Here is a 16,392-nt window from a genome sequence, read left to right on the forward strand (position 1 = left end):
ATGCCGAGACATTTAGTTTTAGGGAACGGAAAGCTTTTAATCAACTTAGACGAACATTTGCAGATCAGGGACATCTATTTTCCTTACGTGGGTCAGCAAAACCATGTCCAGGGACATGTTAACCGACTAGGAGCCAGTATTAATGGCTCCTTTTCTTGGCTTTCTTCAAAAGAGTGGGATATTGAGCCTGGTTATCACGATGATTCGCTTGTTACTCTTTCATATGCTAAAAATAAAAAACAAGGTATCACTCTTAAGGTTGAAGATGCCGTTCATCAACGTGAGAACATGTTTATGCGCAGAATCAGTGTTATGAATGAAACTGATGAAGAAAAGAAGATTAAGCTGTTTTTTCATCAAGATCTATCGATTTATGAGACTGAGGTGGGAGATACAGCCTATTTTGATCCGCATAAATCAGTGATCATTCATTACAAGAAGAACCGCTACTTTTTATTCTCAGCTTCGTTTGATGACAAGGGCATCGACCAGTATACAACAGGGGTAAAACGATTCTTAAGTGCTGAAGGAACATGGAGGGATGCTGAAGATGGTCATCTTCATGTGAACCCGATCGCACAAGGTTCAGTCGACAGTACCTTTTCTGTTGAAGGTAGTGTACCGCCGCACGGAAAGGGAGATGCTTATTATTCTCTGACCGTTGGAAAAAGCAGAGAAGAGGTATTTTCACTTCATGACTATCTGATGGAGATCGGACCTTCACTGACACTGGATAAAATTGATGTGTACTGGCGGCGTTGGGTTAATAAAACTATGATCAATCCATGTAATCTCTCTGATGAACTATTGGCTTTGTATAATCGCAGTTTGCTCATCATACGTACGCAGACAAATGAGAACGGCTATATTATTGCGGCTAATGATTCTGACATCCAGCACTACAACCGTGATCATTATAGCTATATGTGGCCGAGAGATGGTGCACTTATCGCTGCTGCAGTTGCTAAGGCTGGATTTCATGGTATGGTCAAAAACTTTTATCGTCGTTGCGCAGATGTTTTAACAAAAGAAGGCTATCTACACCACAAGTATAATCCCGATGGTTCTATTGGCTCATCATGGCACCCTATGACGAGTAAAGATGGTTCAAGTCAGCTGCCAATTCAAGAGGATGAAACGGCCTTAGTTTTATGGGCGTTCTGGGAACATTACAAAGAGACAGGGGATATTGAATTCGCACAGTCGCTTTACCGGTCACTTGTTAGGCCAAGTGCGAGATTTTTGCTCCAATATATGCATGATGAGCTTGACCTTCCTTTGCCATCGTATGACCTATGGGAAGAAAGAAGAGGAATCTTTACCTTTACAGCCAGCAGTGTATACGGCGGTCTAATGGCTGCTCATTCATTTGCTACTCTTTTTGGGGAAGATGACCGAGCAGAACGGTACAAAAAAGGGGCAGACCGACTTAAAGTAGGTATGGAGAAACATTTATATGATGAAGATGCAGGAAGGTTCCTAAGAGGGATATATTTACTGGATAACAATGCTTACAAGAAGGATTTCACAATGGAATCCAGTATGTATGCGCTATTTGCTTTTGGCGTATATCCTGCAGATGATGAACGTGTCATCCGGACCATGAATCAGATGAATGAGGAATTAAGTATTAAATCAGGCGTGGGTGGGATTGCAAGGTATACGAACGATTATTACTTCCAGCAAACACATGATGTGACTAGAGCACCAGGAAATCCATGGCTGATCTGTACACTTTGGCTCGCGAAATGGCACATCCAGTGTGCGAAGACTATAGAAGATTTAGAAAGACCCCATGAAATTTTACGTTGGGTGCAACAGCATAGCTTTTCAACAGGAGTTCTGCCTGAACAGCTTCATCCCTTTACAGGAGATGCGTTGTCTGTTGCGCCATTAACATGGTCACATGCCACTTATGTAGATGTGTTAAAAGAATACACGAGCGTCTTCGAGAAACTTTCACAAAACTCACTTGCTCGTTAGAAAAGAATTTGTTATCATGTTATGGTATGGTTTAATAGAGAATAATGACTGTTAGTAACCATGATTATGTACTTTGGTAAAGATGTGGAGGGAAACAACAATGCGTGTAAACATTACTTTAGCTTGTACTGAAACTGGTGATCGTAACTACATCACTACTAAAAACAAGCGTACGAATCCAGACCGCTTAGAGCTTAAAAAATACAGCCCGCGTTTAAAGAAATACACAGTTCACCGTGAAACGAAGTAATTTCACGTAGAAACGCCTGAATCCCATTGCATAATGAGGAATCAGGCGTTTTTTCATATCTGTATTCATAATATACCTATTCATATAAACAGAAGATGCTAGGTGTATAGATGATCTTAGTAGATCTTGTTTTATGTGATACAACTTCAATACATGCAGAAAGTTTGATACGCTATATAAAGAGAGAATAATATTAGTTTTATTACTGCGGTATGATCCATATATCACTCTATCAGAGGTGCATGTTAAATGAATAAATCAAAATGGCGAAAAAAGATGAAACAACTACTGCTTTCTATAGATGCAAGCGATAGAAGAAGAATGAGTGAATCCGTTTCCTCTTACTTATATCAAACGAGAGAATGGAAAGATTCACAAACGATCGGAATCACCATCTCTAGAAAATTTGAATTGGATACTACATATATTATAAAAAAAGCATGGGAAGAAGGAAAAAAAGTTGGTGTGCCTAAATGTTATTCCCATGATAAAAAAATGGAGTTTAGAGAGATATTGTCGTTTCATGAGCTTGAAAACGTCTATATGGACTTATTCGAGCCAAGAGAAGAACAAACCCCGTTTATTTTCCATGACCAGTTGGATCTGCTTGTAGTTCCAGGACTAGTTTTTGATAAAGAAGGGTTCAGAATCGGATACGGTGGAGGCTATTACGATCGTTATTTACAAAACTATAAAGGAGCAAAGATTTCATTAGCATACACTGGTCAAACAACTGTTACGTTGCCACATGAAGAATATGACATTCCGGTAGATAAAATCATTACCGAAAATGGACGTTTCAAATAGATGGAACTAATCATTATAGCAGGAGTAGCGATTCTCACTTATATATCTGCGGTCTTAAAATGGCTAACGATTCCAGGAAGTGTGACAGCTTTTGTAATGGGGAATATTATTTTCCTCGCATTTGACTGGCGAGGACTTGTTCTTTTAGGTGTTTTTTTTCTGAGTTCTACACTTTTAACAAAATGGAAAAGGGCTAAAAAAGAAGATAAAGAAGCCTTACACATTGAAGATAGGCAGGGCAGGTCTGCGGGGCAGGTACTGGCTAACGGAGGAGCTGCACTGCTAGCATCAGCAGGTCAGCTTATTGCGCCAGATCCTTTCTGGCTCATCATGTTTTCAGCTGCTTTTGCTGCTGCTACTGCTGATACATGGGCATCAGAGATAGGTGTTCTTTCTAAAAAGAGACCATTTCATATAAAAGAATGGAAAAAAGTAGAGAGGGGACTCTCTGGAGCTGTTTCACTTTTAGGTACGTTTGCGGCAGCACTTGGAGCCCTTTTTATTAGTTGGAGCTTATACATGCTCTATGAGCCAGCTTTAGTGATTGTGTTGTTGGTCGCTTTTTCAGGCTTCATAGGAAATGTTGTGGACACCATTTTTGGAGCTTGGTTTGAGCAAAAATTCATATGCCAAATCTGTAAAAAGGAAACGGAAAGTAAAATTCACTGCAGCACCCGAACGATTCAAGTCTTTGGTTTTTCATGGTTTACGAACAACCTGGTAAATTTCACTTCTACCTTTATTGCAGGGCTAATGGCGGGAGGGGTGTTTGTATGGCTAAACAACTAAAATGTACAGGAGTTCTTTTAGCAGGCGGAGAATCCAGGCGTTTTGGAAGACCAAAAGTATTAGCCAGGTGGAACAATGAAACGTTTTTTGAACATTCAATGAATTCTATCGCGCCGTTTTCCGATAACCTTTTAGCTGTTGTTAAAAAAGAATGTATCGAGGAACTTAAGAAATGTAACCGGCATAATGCTGAATTTATTTCAGATATTGAACGATATAGAGGAAACGGTCCTTTAGCTGGCATCTATAGTGCTATGATCAGAAAAAAAGCAGATTATTATTTAATCACTCCATGTGATATGCCGCGGATGAGCAGCCGAATGTATGAAAAATGGCTCAATATTGCTTTGAAACATCCCGAATCTGATTGTATTGTCCCGGTTTGGAACGGAAAGATCTATCCGCTAAATGGTGTATATAAAAAGACTTGTTTACCTGATATAACAGCCTCTTTAAATAAAGGTGCATATAAAGTATTAAACTTGCTTGATCGTAAAAATACACTTTATATAGAAGTTAACACGGATGAAGAGCAATACTTTACAAACATCAATACTGAAAACGAACTGTTGGATATGGGGAAATATAAGTTTTAAACTTATTTGAAACAGAGTCTTTATTTACAATTATCCAAGAAATTACAATAGAGTATCTTGTGCACACGATTCACGAATAAAATACGCTTTATAAACAGAAAGTAGTAGCAAGGAGGTTTTTACATGAAGGGATTTATAATCAAAAGTTTCTTGATATTCCTTGCTATTATGCTTGGCTACAGAATGCGATATCGAATGATAAATACAGTTCTTGGGCAGCCGCTAATCCGTCGATTTTTAGTCGGAAGTGCTTTGTCTTTTCCAGGTTTGCGTTCTAAGATGATGGATGAATTGATTTAATGGAATGCAATCAAAAAACGGCATTCTTTTTTGATTTAGATAATACCCTTTTCGATTATGAAGCCTCCTTTAAGAAGGCTTCTTTATTTGCATTCCGTTCCATAGTTGGCAATAAAGAGGTAGATCCTGACCTGGCAGAAAAATGGTTTACCTATTATAAGGGCTATTGTGATCTGTTTTGGCCTGCTTACGAAAAAGAGATTATGTCTCGGAAAGAATATCAGAGAACGCGTCTCCTGTCTTCTATGACGGCTTTAGGTTTAGAACACTATTCTGATAAACAGGTTAAACAATATCAAGAATTGTTTGAAGAGAAGATCCACACATTTGTCGAACCGTTTGAATGGGTAAACAATTTGATTCAACGCTTAAATCAGATAGGGATTATAACAGGAATCATCACAAACGGAGAGTCTGATCTTCAAAGAAAAAAAATAAAAAAATTAGGATTGCAGATCCCAGAAAAAGAAATATATATTTCATCTGAAATTAATATTACAAAACCAAGCCCTGAAATTTTTCATTTCGTTAGAAAGCAGACTAAAGCCAAAAATTTATATTACGTTGGCGATGCGTATGAATTTGATATAAAGCCTGCTGTTGTTGCAGGATGGACTGCGATTTGGTGGAATCCATTAAAAAAGCCTCAACAAACTGTTCATCCCTGTGTTTATAATTGTTCAGTAGGAAATGAATTGTATCAAGTAATTAAGAAATGTACTGAATCAGCTGGATATTCTCTCCCTTAGATGATTGAAACAGTACGAATAAATACTTTTTATCTTTGCTGATCAAGATAAAAGGCATAGAGCTGCCGATCGGACTTATTTTTTTTCCAGTGTTGGATGTGATGCTTAAAAAGTAATTCTTGTATAAGCCCTCCCATAGTTTCCCTATGATTTCCTGACTCTTTGCTTGAGAAAATCCAGGAAGCGGTCTCTGATTGTAATCAGTTAATGATTCTAAAGAAATGACATGAAAGCTGTTCGTATCAATTTGATAGTGATCAGCTGATTGAACAAGGGTTTTCTGTAGAAACTGATTTGTTTGTTCGTCTAATTCATTCTTTGCTTTTCGTTCAGATGCATTCCTTGGAACTTTGAAACCAGTATATGATCGACCCATCTTAGTGGAATAAATAATATTATGGCTCATTTTTTGGACGGAGCGATATTGGTCTTCATTTAGGTGGATTTCTCCTTGATGGAAGGAAACGGCCTCCCATAGAGCAGGTGATGTTCCTTTCATATCTTTTTCGAGATCAATGGATTTTGCAGATGTTTTCCATTCGCTCATTTTATTGTTTAATTTCCCGTTTTCAAAAATCATGGCAATGTCTTGCCGAAGATATACTCTCTCAGATGTTTCAGACTCAACAGCCCACATTAAATCATAGCTCGTGGGTGTACCAGTACGAAATGAGATATCCGTCTTAGCTTCCAAGAAAGAAAAGGAACTATCTAACGGAAAAAAAGTGATGCTTTCACGTGCTTCTTTTTTAATAAACGGCTGGTAGATGATTCCTATTACAAGTATAATGATCAGCAGGTAGATTGAAATTTTCCACTTCATAACACTGCTCCTCCTTAGGACAAACTTGTTCCTAAATTCTATGCAGAATTAATAAATATAGAAGATAGAGATAGAAAAGTTATGAGTGGTAAAGGTGAGAGGAGAACGATATATGGAAATTCAAACAAAAGAAATTATCGGTTACATTAAAGAGCTCGTACATATTCCGAGTCCCTCAGGCAATACGGAAGCTGCAATCGGTTACATGAAATCTTTTTTTGATAGAAATGATGTATCCTTTAAAACAACAAACAAAGGTGCTGTAATTGCGACTATAAAAGGTGAGGATGATAAAAAACACCGATTATTGACCGCGCATGTAGATACGCTTGGTGGGATGGTCAAAGAGATCAAGAGTGACGGCCGCTTGAAAATTGACCTGATCGGCGGCTTCTACTGGAACACGATTGAGGGTGAATATTGTACCATTCATTCAACAAACGGAAAAATATATACCGGTACTGTCTTGATGCATCAAACAGCAGCACATGTATACAAAGGGATGAACGATTTAAAACGGGATGAAAAGAATATGGAAGTTCGAGTCGATCAAGAGTTTCATTCTAGAAAAGATGCAGAAGAAGCTGGAATCTCTGTTGGAGACTTCGTTTCGTTCGCGCCGCGATTTGAAGAATCTGAGAGCGGCTTTATAAAATCTCGACACTTAGATGATAAAGCAAGTGTTGCTATATTAATGCACATCATTAAACAAATTAAGCAAGAGGGCATTAAATTACCATATACCACACATTTTTTAATCAGCAATAATGAAGAGATTGGCTATGGTGGTAATTCTAATATTCCGAATGAAACCGTTGAGTATCTGGCTGTGGACATGGGAGCAATCGGCGATGGTCAGGCAACTGATGAATTCACGGTAAGTATCTGTGCTAAAGATTCAGGGGGTCCTTACCATTTTGGTTTAAGAAAGCATCTTGTTGATCTTGCTGAGAAACATGACATTGGATACAAGGTTGATATTTACCCTTACTATGGTTCAGATGCAACAGCTGCAATAAGAGCCGGAGCAGATGTCGTACATGGATTGATCGGCCCCGGAATTGATGCCTCTCATGCGTTTGAACGTACACATGTTAAATCACTGAAACATACGGCAGATCTCATTAAGGCCTACTTACTATCACCTCTTGTATGAATCAATTCATCCCAGCCAATGGCTGGGATTTTTCTTTTAGCTAGGTATGAAATGAAAACAGAAGGTGAAGGATGATAGGCAGAGGAGTGATGGGAAAAATGACATATCTGCCGAAAAAACAACCCCTTTCACCGAATTTCGATGAAAATGTACAATATATGAAAAATCAGCTTGGTGTTGATGTTAGTTTTGACTGCATTCACTTAGACTTAGAATATGCCGGCAGAAGGATGGCATTATTTATGGTCGATGGGTTTGTAAAAGACGATATTCTTCACTATTTAATGAAGTTATTAGCTGATCTAGAGCCAGGTCAATTAGACCCAGATCCTTTATTAAAGCTGATGAAGACTTATCTACCGTATATTGAGATCTCTAAATCAGATGATCTGAACCAGGGAATTGACTGGGTATTAAGTGGACCAACTGTTTTGTTGGTCGAAGGTGTTTCAGAGATTATCCAGATTGATGCAAGAACATATCCTGTCCGTGGACCTGAGGAACCGGATGTAGAACGGGTAGTAAGAGGAGCAAGAGATGGGTTTGTAGAAACAATTGTTTTCAATACGGCACTAACAAGAAGAAGAGTAAGGGATCGGTCTCTTCGGATGGAATATATGAGTATTGGAAGGCGTTCAAAAACCGATGTTTGTGTTTCTTACATTGAAGACATAGCAGATCCTCATATCGTCGGTCGAATTAAGGATTCGTTGAAAAAAATTGATACAGATGGTCTTCCTATGGGAGAAAAAACGGTCGAAGAGTTTATTTGTGGGAGACACTTTAATCCATATCCTCTTGTGAGATATACAGAACGTCCAGATACGGCTGCTGTACATTTATTTGAAGGGCATGTCCTTGTATTTGTAGATGGTTCCCCTTCGGTATTAATAACACCAACAACTTTTTGGCATCATCTGCAGCATGCAGAAGAATACAGGCAAAAACCAATTGTAGGTGCTTATTTAAGATTTGTTAGATTCTTAGCTGTGTGGATCTCTATTTTTCTTTTGCCGCTTTGGTACTTATTATCTACACATAAAGAGCTGCTGCCAGTCACACTCTCGTTTATAGGCCCTGAAGAGAGTGGAGTTGTTCCTCTCTTTTTACAGTTTCTCATTATTGAATTAGGAATGGACATGCTTAGGATGGCAACCATCCATACACCAACCTCTGTTTCCACTGGCCTAGGGTTAGTTTCAGCCATTGTGATTGGACAAGTAGCCATTGAAGCAGGATTGTTCGTTAATGAAGTAGTGCTTTATCTTGCAGTGGCTGCAGTCGGTACATTTGCAACACCTACTTATGAACTTAGTCTTGCTAATCGACTGTTAAGACTTGCTCTATTAGCGCTCACAGCAATTTTAGGCGTTCAAGGATATATTGCAGGATTGACAATAGCTGTATTGTTTTTTGTTTCTTTCAAGTCTTTTCATATTCCATACTTGTGGCCTTTTATCCCTTTTAACTATAAAGCCATCAGAGATGTGATCTTTAGGATTCCAATACCTCTAAAGAATAGAAGGCCTGTTGTCCTGCACCCGAAAGATCCTGACCGTTAAACTCTGAACAGTTGGAAGAGACCAGCTGTTTTTTTAATGGAATATTTCTGTGCAAAGGCTTGCATCCTTCCCTGTATTTTTTGTTATAATGACAAAGGTGATAATTCATGAAAACAATGTATGATGTGCAGCAGCTTCTAAAAAGGTTTGGAACCATAATCTATACAGGAAATCCTATAGCTGACTTAGAATTAATACAAGAAGAAGTACGGGAACTCTATAATCAAAAACTGATTGATGTAAACGAATACAAAGAAGCGATCCTTATTATTCGTGTACAACATAACAAATTACAATAAAGGATGAGAAACAAGATGGAGAAATGGCTGGTTGGCGTGGATTTAGGCGGAACAACAATAAAAATTGCTTTTATTACTTTAGACGGTCATATTGTTGAAAAGTGGGAGATTCCGACAAATATTGCCGAAGATGGAAAAAATATAGTACCTGATATTGCAAAATCTTTAGAAGCAAAATTAAACGAGCTTTCTGAACCAAAAGAAAAACTTGCTGCAATCGGGATGGGTGCTCCAGGTTTTATAGATATGAAAACAGGGTTCATCTATCATGCCGTTAATATTGGCTGGAGAGATTATCCGTTAAAAGAAGAACTTGAAAAAGCGACTGGACTTTCAGTTACAGTTGATAACGACGCAAATATAGCAGCGATCGGTGAAATGTGGCGAGGTGCAGGAGACGGTGAAGGCAACTTGCTTATGGTAACGCTAGGTACAGGTGTTGGCGGAGGAATCATCGTGAATGGCCATATCATGCACGGTACGAACGGCATGGCAGGAGAGATTGGCCACATTACATCTATCCCGGAGGGCGGGGCTCCTTGTAACTGTGGAAGAACTGGATGTATCGAAACCATTGCATCTGCAACAGGTATTTCAAGAATATCAAAAGAAAAAGCATTAAAGGATACATCTTCATCCTTATTTAGCTTATTACAAGAAAAAGGAGAAATCCAAGCAAAAGATGTGGCAGCAGCAGCTGAAAAAGGAGATAAAGTGGCGATTGAAACTCTTGAAGAAGTTACATTCCACTTAGGTCTTGTAATCGCAAACCTTGCGAACAGCATCAACCCAGGGAAAATCGTTATTGGCGGCGGAGTGTCTAAGGCTGGGAAAATTCTCTTGGAGAGACTTGATCAAAAGTTTAAAGGCTTCGCCCTGCCAAGAGTTGCTGAAGGTGCAGAACTAAAGGCAGCCACTCTAGGAAATGATGCTGGGGTTTTTGGTGGAGCGTGGCTTGCCAAACATAATCTATAATCAAATTTATTCATTTATAAAAGAGCCACATTCCTTGTGGTTCTTTTATATTTTTTGAAACTTTTTTGGAATAAGTTCGTCTAATGGTTTATGAATGAAAAATATGGGTAAAACTAATATAGTTTTGTTGTCCTATTTGTCAGAATCTTGAAATAGTGCGTTAGGGTATTGAATTCTTGTGTAAAACCATATATTATACTCTTTATGTAATCCTTTGATTAAGGTTTTGTAAATATGGATTTACATTTCCGGTGGATGCATACTCAATGCAAATAAGAGTGTAGTTAATAGGGAAATTTGAAAACAACAATTGGTAACAAGAGTTCTTTTTGATTGAGGAGGTCAGAGAACATATGAAAGAAAAAATGAAACAAGCTTTTGCTGATTATAAATTTTTCTTTATAGCAATTGCTTTATTATGGATGAAAACCTATATCGTTTATAAAACAGCTTTCGAATTGCCAATGGACAACAAAGTACAGGAACTGATCTTATTTATTAATCCACTAAGTTCAGTTGTTTTATTTTTAGGAGTTACCCTTTATTTTAAGGGAAGAGCACATAGAAGAATGATTGTTGCCGTGAGTGCCATCATGAGTTTTGTCATGTATGCAAATATGGTCTTCTATCGGTTCTTTAATGACTTTATAACCATTCCAGTCTTGTTTCAAACAAGCAATATGGGCGATTTAGGAAACAGTGTTTTTGAATTGATCCAGCCAACGGATCTATTGGTGTTTATTGACATCGTTATATTGGCTTACTTTATGAGACGTGCAGATTATCGTCCTGCTCGTGCTTCACGAAAGCAAATTACGATTACTTATGCTGCAGCAATTGTAATCTTTATTGTTAACGTTGGTATTGCTGAAACAGAGCGTCCACAGTTATTAACACGTACTTTTGACCGTGAGATGCTGATTAAGAATATTGGTTCATACAACTACCATATTTATGATTCAATCATTCAGTCTAAAGCGAAGGCGCAGCGTGCTTTTGCTGATAGCAGTGAAATTACAGAGATTGAAAACTATGCACGTGCAAACTACAAAGAACCTAATCCGGAAATGTTCGGTAAAGCAAAAGGTAAGAATGTGTTTGTTATTTCAGTAGAATCAACACAGAACTTTGTTATCAATGAATCTGTAAACGGAAAAGAAATTACACCGTTTATGAATGATCTAATCAAAGACAGTTATTATTTCCCTAACTTTTATCATCAGACTGGGCAAGGTAAAACGTCTGATTCAGAATTCTTGCTAGATAATTCACTATATCCGCTACCAAGTGGAGCAGTTTTCTTTACTCACTCTCAGAACCAGTACAACGCGACACCAGAAATCCTAAAAGAGAACGGGTACTATTCTTCAGTACAGCATGCTAACAACAAGAGCTTCTGGAACCGCGATATTATGTATGATAATTTCGGTTATGACCGTTATTACTCTTTAAAAGATTTTGAAGTTACACCTGAAAATTCAATTGGATGGGGCTTAAAGGATAAAGATTTCTTTAAACAATCCATTCCGCACTTAAAAGAAATGCAAGCTATGAACAAGCCATTCTATACAAAATATATTACGTTAACGAATCACTTCCCATTCACATTGGAAGAAGAAGATGAAATGATTCCAGAATGGACTTCAAATGATGGAACAGTTAACCGTTATTTCACGACGGTTCGATATACTGACGAAGCATTAAAAGAGTTCTTTGCTGATGTAAAAGAAGCAGGATTATACGAAGACTCTATCTTTATCATGTATGGAGACCACTACGGTATTTCTGAAAACCATAACGATGCAATGGGGCAGTTCTTAGGAAAAGAAATTACTCCTTTCGAATCTACTCAATTGCAAAAAGTACCTTTAATCATTCATATGCCTGGTGAAAAAGGCAAAGTAATGGACACCGTTGCAGGTCAAATCGACTTGAAACCAACGATCTTGCACTTACTTGGAATTGATACGAAAGGCGACATTCAGTTAGGTTCAGACTTATTCTCGAAGGACCGCGAAGATTTCGCTGTATTACGTGATAATTCGTATATCACGAAGGACAATGTGTTTACAGATGGAAAGTGTTATGATAAAGCAACGGGTGAACCTGTTGAAGGTGAAAACAATGCTTGTGAACCATACAGTGAACGCGCTAAGACTGAACTAGACATGTCAGACCGTATTATCTACGGTGACTTGTTGAGATTCTACGATAAAGATAAAGCAAAACAAAATAGTAAATAAGATAAGCACTTAGCCTTGGCTAAGTGCTTTTTTTTGCATATCTATTTAAGGTAAACATACATCTGTAAGAGGAACGTTTTTGAGGAGGGCTCTGATTGGAAATTATCATGCGTAACGGCGATTCACTCTGGTATTATTCTCGTCTTTTATCTATCCCTTACGTGTTGATTAAAGATTCTAATCCAAATGCATCGATTGGAAATTTGCAAGCAGGGGAAAGAATCAAGATACCAGGAATGAAAGTTGAGAGATATACCATCAAAAAAGGAGATTCCTTTTACTCGATCGCAGAAAAACGAGATATTCCTTTGGATGCTTTGTATTTATTTAACCCAGATGTAAACCCGAAAAAAATATTTCCAAAGAACGAAATAAATATTCCAAAGAAAATAACATTCCCACTGATTAATGGACAGCGTAAATACAATACAGGTGCTTTGAATCATGATATGAAGGTGCTGTTAGAGTCGTATCCGTTTATAAAAAAACAATGTCTTGGCACATCTGTACAAGGAAAATCGATTGATATGCTTATAATCGGGAACGGTAAAAAGAAAGTGCATATGAATGGCTCTTTTCACGGCAATGAGTGGATTACTTCTGGTATTTTAATGAAGTTCTTAAATGAATATGCTAATGCACTAACAAGTGAAACCCTTTTAAATGGCTATGATCCATCTGAACTTTATAAAGAAACGACGCTGTTAGCTGTTCCTATGGTAGACCCGGATGGTGTGGATCTTGTACTTAATGGTCCTCCGGAAGACCCTGAATATAGAGATCTTGTATTAAAGTTAAACAAGGGAAGCAAGGATTTCTCTGGATGGAAGGCGAATATTCGTGGAGTCGATCTAAACAATCAATTTCCTGCGAGGTGGGAACTCGAACAGGTTAGAAAACCAAAAGCACCAGCCCCAAGAGATTATCCTGGAACAGCACCACTAACCGAGCCAGAAGCAGTAGTGATGGCAGAAGCCGCAGAAAAGTATCATTTTGACAGGGTGATTGCCCTTCATACTCAAGGAAAAGAATTATATTGGGGCTTCGAAGGAGAAGAACCCATGCCGATCTCGGGCGAGATGGCAGAGGAATTTGAAAAGGTAAGTGGTTATAAAGCTATCAGATATGTAGACAGTTATGCAGGGTATAAAGACTGGTTCATTCAGGAATACAGAAAACCAGGGTTTACGATTGAACTGGGTATAGGAGTTAATCCTTTACCATTAAGACAGTTTGATAAGATCTATGAAGATACTAGAGGGATTATGCTTGCAGGTCTATATATGTGAAGCTAAGTAAAAAGAAAAAACCATCAGAATCTTAAATTCTGATGGTTTTTTGAGGTTTTTAATGGCCAGTTGATCCACCGCTGCCTACTAAGACGTCCAGTACAGTCATGACTGTAAACCAGCCAAAAACTGCAAACGTTAAAAAGGCAAAGCCTGCAGCCATTAAATTTTTAATTTTTAACGAACGCAATAGTCCCAATGCAGCTAGAATAGCTACTAAGCCGAATATAATGGCTAATCCCATTATTCTGTGCCCCCTTGCTCTGGAGTAATACCAATCCTATGTATAACGCTTTCACACAGGTACAACCTTGTATTATTTTACTTGTTTTATTCTGGTTTGTCGAGTGAACATTTAGAACAAAATGAATTCGATACCTATATTATAGGAAGAAGCCCATTTTTTAACAAGTGGCTGATGATGCTCTCCTAACACATAAATAATTTTCTGATCCTCTACGACAGCTACTAATTCTTCTTCCACTTGCAGAAGAAACATTTCTTTTTCACGATCATCACCGAATAGTATGAAAAAAGCACATATCATATCTAGGTAGACATAATGTTTCTGTGAATCCGAAATAAATCCATAATCCTCAAATATAATCGTAGTTTTTATAGGATTGATCTGCAGCAGGCGGATGCAGTCCCCACTCCCATCGACTGCAATTGGTGTAATGAAAAAGTCTTCTTGTTGATCTGTTCTTTGACCTTGAGGAATCTCTATATTTTCATAACCATAATACACTCTCATGTATTTCCTCCGTATTTATGACAATTTTAGTGTAAGATAGAAAGGAATAACTTGCAATTGGAGGCTTGATTATGAAGTATAAAAAACTTACAGTAGGACCGGTTCAAGAAAATACATATATCATTTTTAACAATAATCAAGAAGCTGTTGTGATAGATCCAGGCAGCGAAGGAAATAGAATCATCAATACGATAGAGTCGCTTAACGTTAAACCATTGGCTATTTTATTAACACATGCTCATTTCGATCATATCGGAGCTGTTGATGCCGTTAGAGAAAAATATAAGATCCCTTTATACCTTCACAAAAAAGAGTCAGATTGGCTTACCAATACTAAAAAGAATGGTTCAAATCATTTTGGCCAGAATATTACGGCTAATCCTGCGAGTCACTTATTATCTGATAATGACCGTTTTTTAAAAATAGGAAACTTTTCGTTTGAGATCCTTTTAACTCCAGGGCATTCACCGGGAAGTATCTCTTATTATTTAAAAAATGCAGGCGCCGTATTCTCAGGTGATGCTCTTTTTGCTGGAAGTATTGGACGAACGGACCTATATGGCGGCAATCAAGAAATACTTTTAAAAAGTATTCATCATAAATTATTAAACTTACCTGAAGAAACAATGGTTTTATCAGGTCATGGTCCTGAAACAACCATAGCCATGGAAATGGATTCTAATCCTTTTTTAGGCGGGTTTTAAAGTGTCGGTTACCCCTCTGTTAATAAAAGAATTAGAGAAGTCGAGTTGGTTATCAATGGAAGGTTATATGGAGCTTGCTCTGTACCATCCTGAAGCAGGATATTACATGAACGAGAACAAAAAGATCGGGAAAAACGGTGATTTTTATACTTCTAGTCTAGTTTCAGATGTATTCGGAAAAGTGTGGGCAAACCTTTTTGTCAGAGTGATAAATGAAAACCAACTCGATCCTGTAGTTGTTGAGTTCGGCGGGGGCAGCGGTCATTTTGCCAAACAAGTTCTATCCACATGGAAAAAGATGAACGTTTCAAACATAAGCTACATCATGGTGGAAAGAAGCCCGTTTCATAGGAAATTGTTAAAAGAACAGTTAACCGATCTTCCTGTAATGATTTTAGGTTCATTACAAGAGCTCAAGCAAGCCTATCCTGTGTTTAAGGGAGTTATTTTCGCAAATGAAGTGTTAGATGCTTTTCCTCTTAGGATGTTTAAGTGGATGGAAGGAAGCTGGTTCGAAAAAGGTGTGGCTTTAGAGAAGGATGCAAAGGATCTGGCTTTTCGATATAAAAAGATAGAGGATCCAGCCCTACATCAAAGTTTAGACAAGGTTTTTAAGAAGCGGAATAAGGAATTCGAATTAGAAGTATCTTTTCAAATGCTCCAATGGCTGAAGGAAATCTATTGCTGGACAAATAAAGATACCTTTTATTTTTTTGTAGACTATGGCTATTTAGGTGATGAATGGAACAATGCCCACTTAAAAGAAGGAAGTATCCGGGGTTATTATCGTCATCAGATAGAGAATCATCCATTAGCACACCCTGGAGAAATGGATATCACTTATCATGTTGATTGGGATCAAGTAATGAGTGGGGCTGAAGTTTATGGTGTTGAGACGATCGGTTTTGCCAGACAAGGTGAATTTCTGCTTAAGGAAGGACTTCTTTCAGAGTTGAAGAATTCCCAACAGACAGATCCATTCTCTATCGAACATAGAAGGAATCGTGCTGTTCGCACTTTTTTATTAGACAGTATGCTAGCAAATGGGTTTCAAGTTATACAACAAAAAAAACGGGCCGAATAAGGCCCGTTTTTTATAAGCTGTATAAAGAT

18 protein-coding genes are annotated in these 16,392 nt (G+C 37.9%); 15 read left to right on the plus strand and 3 right to left on the minus strand.

Going from position 1 to position 16,392, the window contains the following annotated elements; all coding sequences use genetic code 11:
- The 7 genes from IEV52_RS07665 (at position 1) to IEV52_RS07695 (ending at position 5,474) form a co-directional block, all read left to right on the plus strand.
- Positions 1–1,983, plus strand: coding sequence for a glycoside hydrolase family 15 protein (locus IEV52_RS07665; protein ID WP_188401867.1), 1,983 nt, complete (start codon positions 1–3; stop codon positions 1,981–1,983).
- 100 nt (positions 1,984–2,083) lie between these two features.
- The gene (rpmG, locus tag IEV52_RS07670) at positions 2,084–2,233 is read left to right on the plus strand and encodes a 50S ribosomal protein L33 (protein ID WP_066242361.1); all 150 of its coding nucleotides are present in this window, start codon (positions 2,084–2,086) and stop codon (positions 2,231–2,233) included.
- A gap of 249 nt (positions 2,234–2,482) precedes the next feature.
- Positions 2,483–3,040, plus strand: a complete 558-nt coding sequence (locus IEV52_RS07675; RefSeq protein WP_188401868.1) for a 5-formyltetrahydrofolate cyclo-ligase — start codon at positions 2,483–2,485, stop codon at positions 3,038–3,040.
- Positions 3,041–3,829 (plus strand): DUF92 domain-containing protein, encoded by a 789-nt coding sequence (locus tag IEV52_RS07680; protein ID WP_188401869.1) that lies wholly within the window; start codon positions 3,041–3,043, stop codon positions 3,827–3,829.
- On the plus strand, positions 3,814–4,425 hold the full coding sequence (locus IEV52_RS07685) for a molybdenum cofactor guanylyltransferase (RefSeq protein WP_188401870.1): 612 nt from the start codon (positions 3,814–3,816) through the stop codon (positions 4,423–4,425). The genes IEV52_RS07680 and IEV52_RS07685 overlap by 16 nt, the downstream gene beginning before the upstream one ends.
- A gap of 123 nt (positions 4,426–4,548) precedes the next feature.
- Positions 4,549–4,725, plus strand: a complete 177-nt coding sequence (locus IEV52_RS07690; protein WP_188401871.1) for a hypothetical protein — start codon at positions 4,549–4,551, stop codon at positions 4,723–4,725.
- On the plus strand, positions 4,725–5,474 hold the full coding sequence (locus tag IEV52_RS07695) for an HAD family hydrolase (protein ID WP_188401872.1): 750 nt from the start codon (positions 4,725–4,727) through the stop codon (positions 5,472–5,474). The genes IEV52_RS07690 and IEV52_RS07695 overlap by 1 nt, the downstream gene beginning before the upstream one ends.
- Here IEV52_RS07695 and IEV52_RS07700 read toward each other — a convergent pair.
- Complete coding sequence (locus IEV52_RS07700; protein ID WP_188401873.1) at positions 5,434–6,297, minus strand: hypothetical protein; 864 nt, start codon at positions 6,295–6,297, stop codon at positions 5,434–5,436. The genes IEV52_RS07695 and IEV52_RS07700 overlap by 41 nt on opposite strands.
- A gap of 112 nt (positions 6,298–6,409) precedes the next feature.
- On the opposite strand from IEV52_RS07700, the gene IEV52_RS07705 reads away from it, so the two are divergent.
- The 6 genes from IEV52_RS07705 (at position 6,410) to IEV52_RS07730 (ending at position 13,821) form a co-directional block, all read left to right on the plus strand.
- Positions 6,410–7,453: a M42 family metallopeptidase gene (locus IEV52_RS07705; RefSeq protein ID WP_188401874.1), complete on the plus strand. Its 1,044-nt coding sequence runs from the start codon at positions 6,410–6,412 to the stop codon at positions 7,451–7,453.
- A gap of 89 nt (positions 7,454–7,542) precedes the next feature.
- Positions 7,543–9,015, plus strand: a complete 1,473-nt coding sequence (locus tag IEV52_RS07710) for a spore germination protein (RefSeq protein WP_188401875.1) — start codon at positions 7,543–7,545, stop codon at positions 9,013–9,015.
- Between the two features lie 107 nt (positions 9,016–9,122).
- Entirely contained in the window at positions 9,123–9,314 is a 192-nt protein-coding gene (locus tag IEV52_RS07715) for a YqgQ family protein (protein ID WP_188401876.1), read from the plus strand.
- 15 nt (positions 9,315–9,329) lie between these two features.
- Positions 9,330–10,289 (plus strand): ROK family glucokinase, encoded by a 960-nt coding sequence (locus tag IEV52_RS07720; protein WP_188401877.1) that lies wholly within the window; start codon positions 9,330–9,332, stop codon positions 10,287–10,289.
- Positions 10,290–10,642: 353 nt separating this feature from the next.
- Complete coding sequence (locus IEV52_RS07725; protein ID WP_229754211.1) at positions 10,643–12,532, plus strand: LTA synthase family protein; 1,890 nt, start codon at positions 10,643–10,645, stop codon at positions 12,530–12,532.
- Between the two features lie 95 nt (positions 12,533–12,627).
- Complete coding sequence (locus tag IEV52_RS07730; protein ID WP_188401878.1) at positions 12,628–13,821, plus strand: M14 family metallopeptidase; 1,194 nt, start codon at positions 12,628–12,630, stop codon at positions 13,819–13,821.
- A 58-nt stretch (positions 13,822–13,879) separates the two neighbouring features.
- Here the strand turns inward: IEV52_RS07730 and IEV52_RS07735 are convergent, their stop codons facing one another.
- A complete protein-coding gene (locus tag IEV52_RS07735) occupies positions 13,880–14,065 on the minus strand; it encodes a DUF2759 domain-containing protein (protein WP_066242324.1) in 186 nt (61 codons plus the stop codon).
- 111 nt (positions 14,066–14,176) lie between these two features.
- The gene (locus tag IEV52_RS07740) at positions 14,177–14,575 is read right to left on the minus strand and encodes a hypothetical protein (protein WP_188401879.1); all 399 of its coding nucleotides are present in this window, start codon (positions 14,573–14,575) and stop codon (positions 14,177–14,179) included.
- Positions 14,576–14,646: 71 nt separating this feature from the next.
- Here IEV52_RS07740 and IEV52_RS07745 point away from each other — a divergent pair, with 71 nt between their 5' ends.
- A complete protein-coding gene (locus IEV52_RS07745) occupies positions 14,647–15,279 on the plus strand; it encodes an MBL fold metallo-hydrolase (RefSeq protein WP_188401880.1) in 633 nt (210 codons plus the stop codon).
- Position 15,280: 1 nt separating this feature from the next.
- Positions 15,281–16,363: an SAM-dependent methyltransferase gene (locus IEV52_RS07750; protein ID WP_188401881.1), complete on the plus strand. Its 1,083-nt coding sequence runs from the start codon at positions 15,281–15,283 to the stop codon at positions 16,361–16,363.
- Positions 16,364–16,392: the final 29 nt, after the last annotated feature.

Source organism: Fictibacillus barbaricus (assembly GCF_014635025.1).
GTDB classification, from domain to species: domain Bacteria; phylum Bacillota; class Bacilli; order Bacillales; family Fictibacillaceae; genus Fictibacillus; species Fictibacillus barbaricus.

Excerpts from the sequence above, each read along its gene's own strand:
- IEV52_RS07665 (WP_188401867.1), top strand. The coding sequence starts at position 1 with ATGCCGAGACATTTAGTTTTAGGGAACGGAAAGCTTTTAATCAACTTA.
- rpmG (WP_066242361.1), top strand. The coding sequence starts at position 2,084 with ATGCGTGTAAACATTACTTTAGCTTGTACTGAAACTGGTGATCGTAAC.
- IEV52_RS07675 (WP_188401868.1), top strand. The coding sequence starts at position 2,483 with ATGAATAAATCAAAATGGCGAAAAAAGATGAAACAACTACTGCTTTCT.
- IEV52_RS07680 (WP_188401869.1), top strand. The coding sequence starts at position 3,041 with ATGGAACTAATCATTATAGCAGGAGTAGCGATTCTCACTTATATATCT.
- IEV52_RS07685 (WP_188401870.1), top strand. The coding sequence starts at position 3,814 with ATGGCTAAACAACTAAAATGTACAGGAGTTCTTTTAGCAGGCGGAGAA.
- IEV52_RS07690 (WP_188401871.1), top strand. The coding sequence starts at position 4,549 with ATGAAGGGATTTATAATCAAAAGTTTCTTGATATTCCTTGCTATTATG.
- IEV52_RS07695 (WP_188401872.1), top strand. The coding sequence starts at position 4,725 with ATGGAATGCAATCAAAAAACGGCATTCTTTTTTGATTTAGATAATACC.
- IEV52_RS07700 (WP_188401873.1), bottom strand. The coding sequence starts at position 6,297 with ATGAAGTGGAAAATTTCAATCTACCTGCTGATCATTATACTTGTAATA.
- IEV52_RS07705 (WP_188401874.1), top strand. The coding sequence starts at position 6,410 with ATGGAAATTCAAACAAAAGAAATTATCGGTTACATTAAAGAGCTCGTA.
- IEV52_RS07710 (WP_188401875.1), top strand. The coding sequence starts at position 7,543 with ATGGGAAAAATGACATATCTGCCGAAAAAACAACCCCTTTCACCGAAT.
- IEV52_RS07715 (WP_188401876.1), top strand. The coding sequence starts at position 9,123 with ATGAAAACAATGTATGATGTGCAGCAGCTTCTAAAAAGGTTTGGAACC.
- IEV52_RS07720 (WP_188401877.1), top strand. The coding sequence starts at position 9,330 with ATGGAGAAATGGCTGGTTGGCGTGGATTTAGGCGGAACAACAATAAAA.
- IEV52_RS07725 (WP_229754211.1), top strand. The coding sequence starts at position 10,643 with ATGAAAGAAAAAATGAAACAAGCTTTTGCTGATTATAAATTTTTCTTT.
- IEV52_RS07735 (WP_066242324.1), bottom strand. The coding sequence starts at position 14,065 with ATGGGATTAGCCATTATATTCGGCTTAGTAGCTATTCTAGCTGCATTG.
- IEV52_RS07740 (WP_188401879.1), bottom strand. The coding sequence starts at position 14,575 with ATGAGAGTGTATTATGGTTATGAAAATATAGAGATTCCTCAAGGTCAA.
- IEV52_RS07745 (WP_188401880.1), top strand. The coding sequence starts at position 14,647 with ATGAAGTATAAAAAACTTACAGTAGGACCGGTTCAAGAAAATACATAT.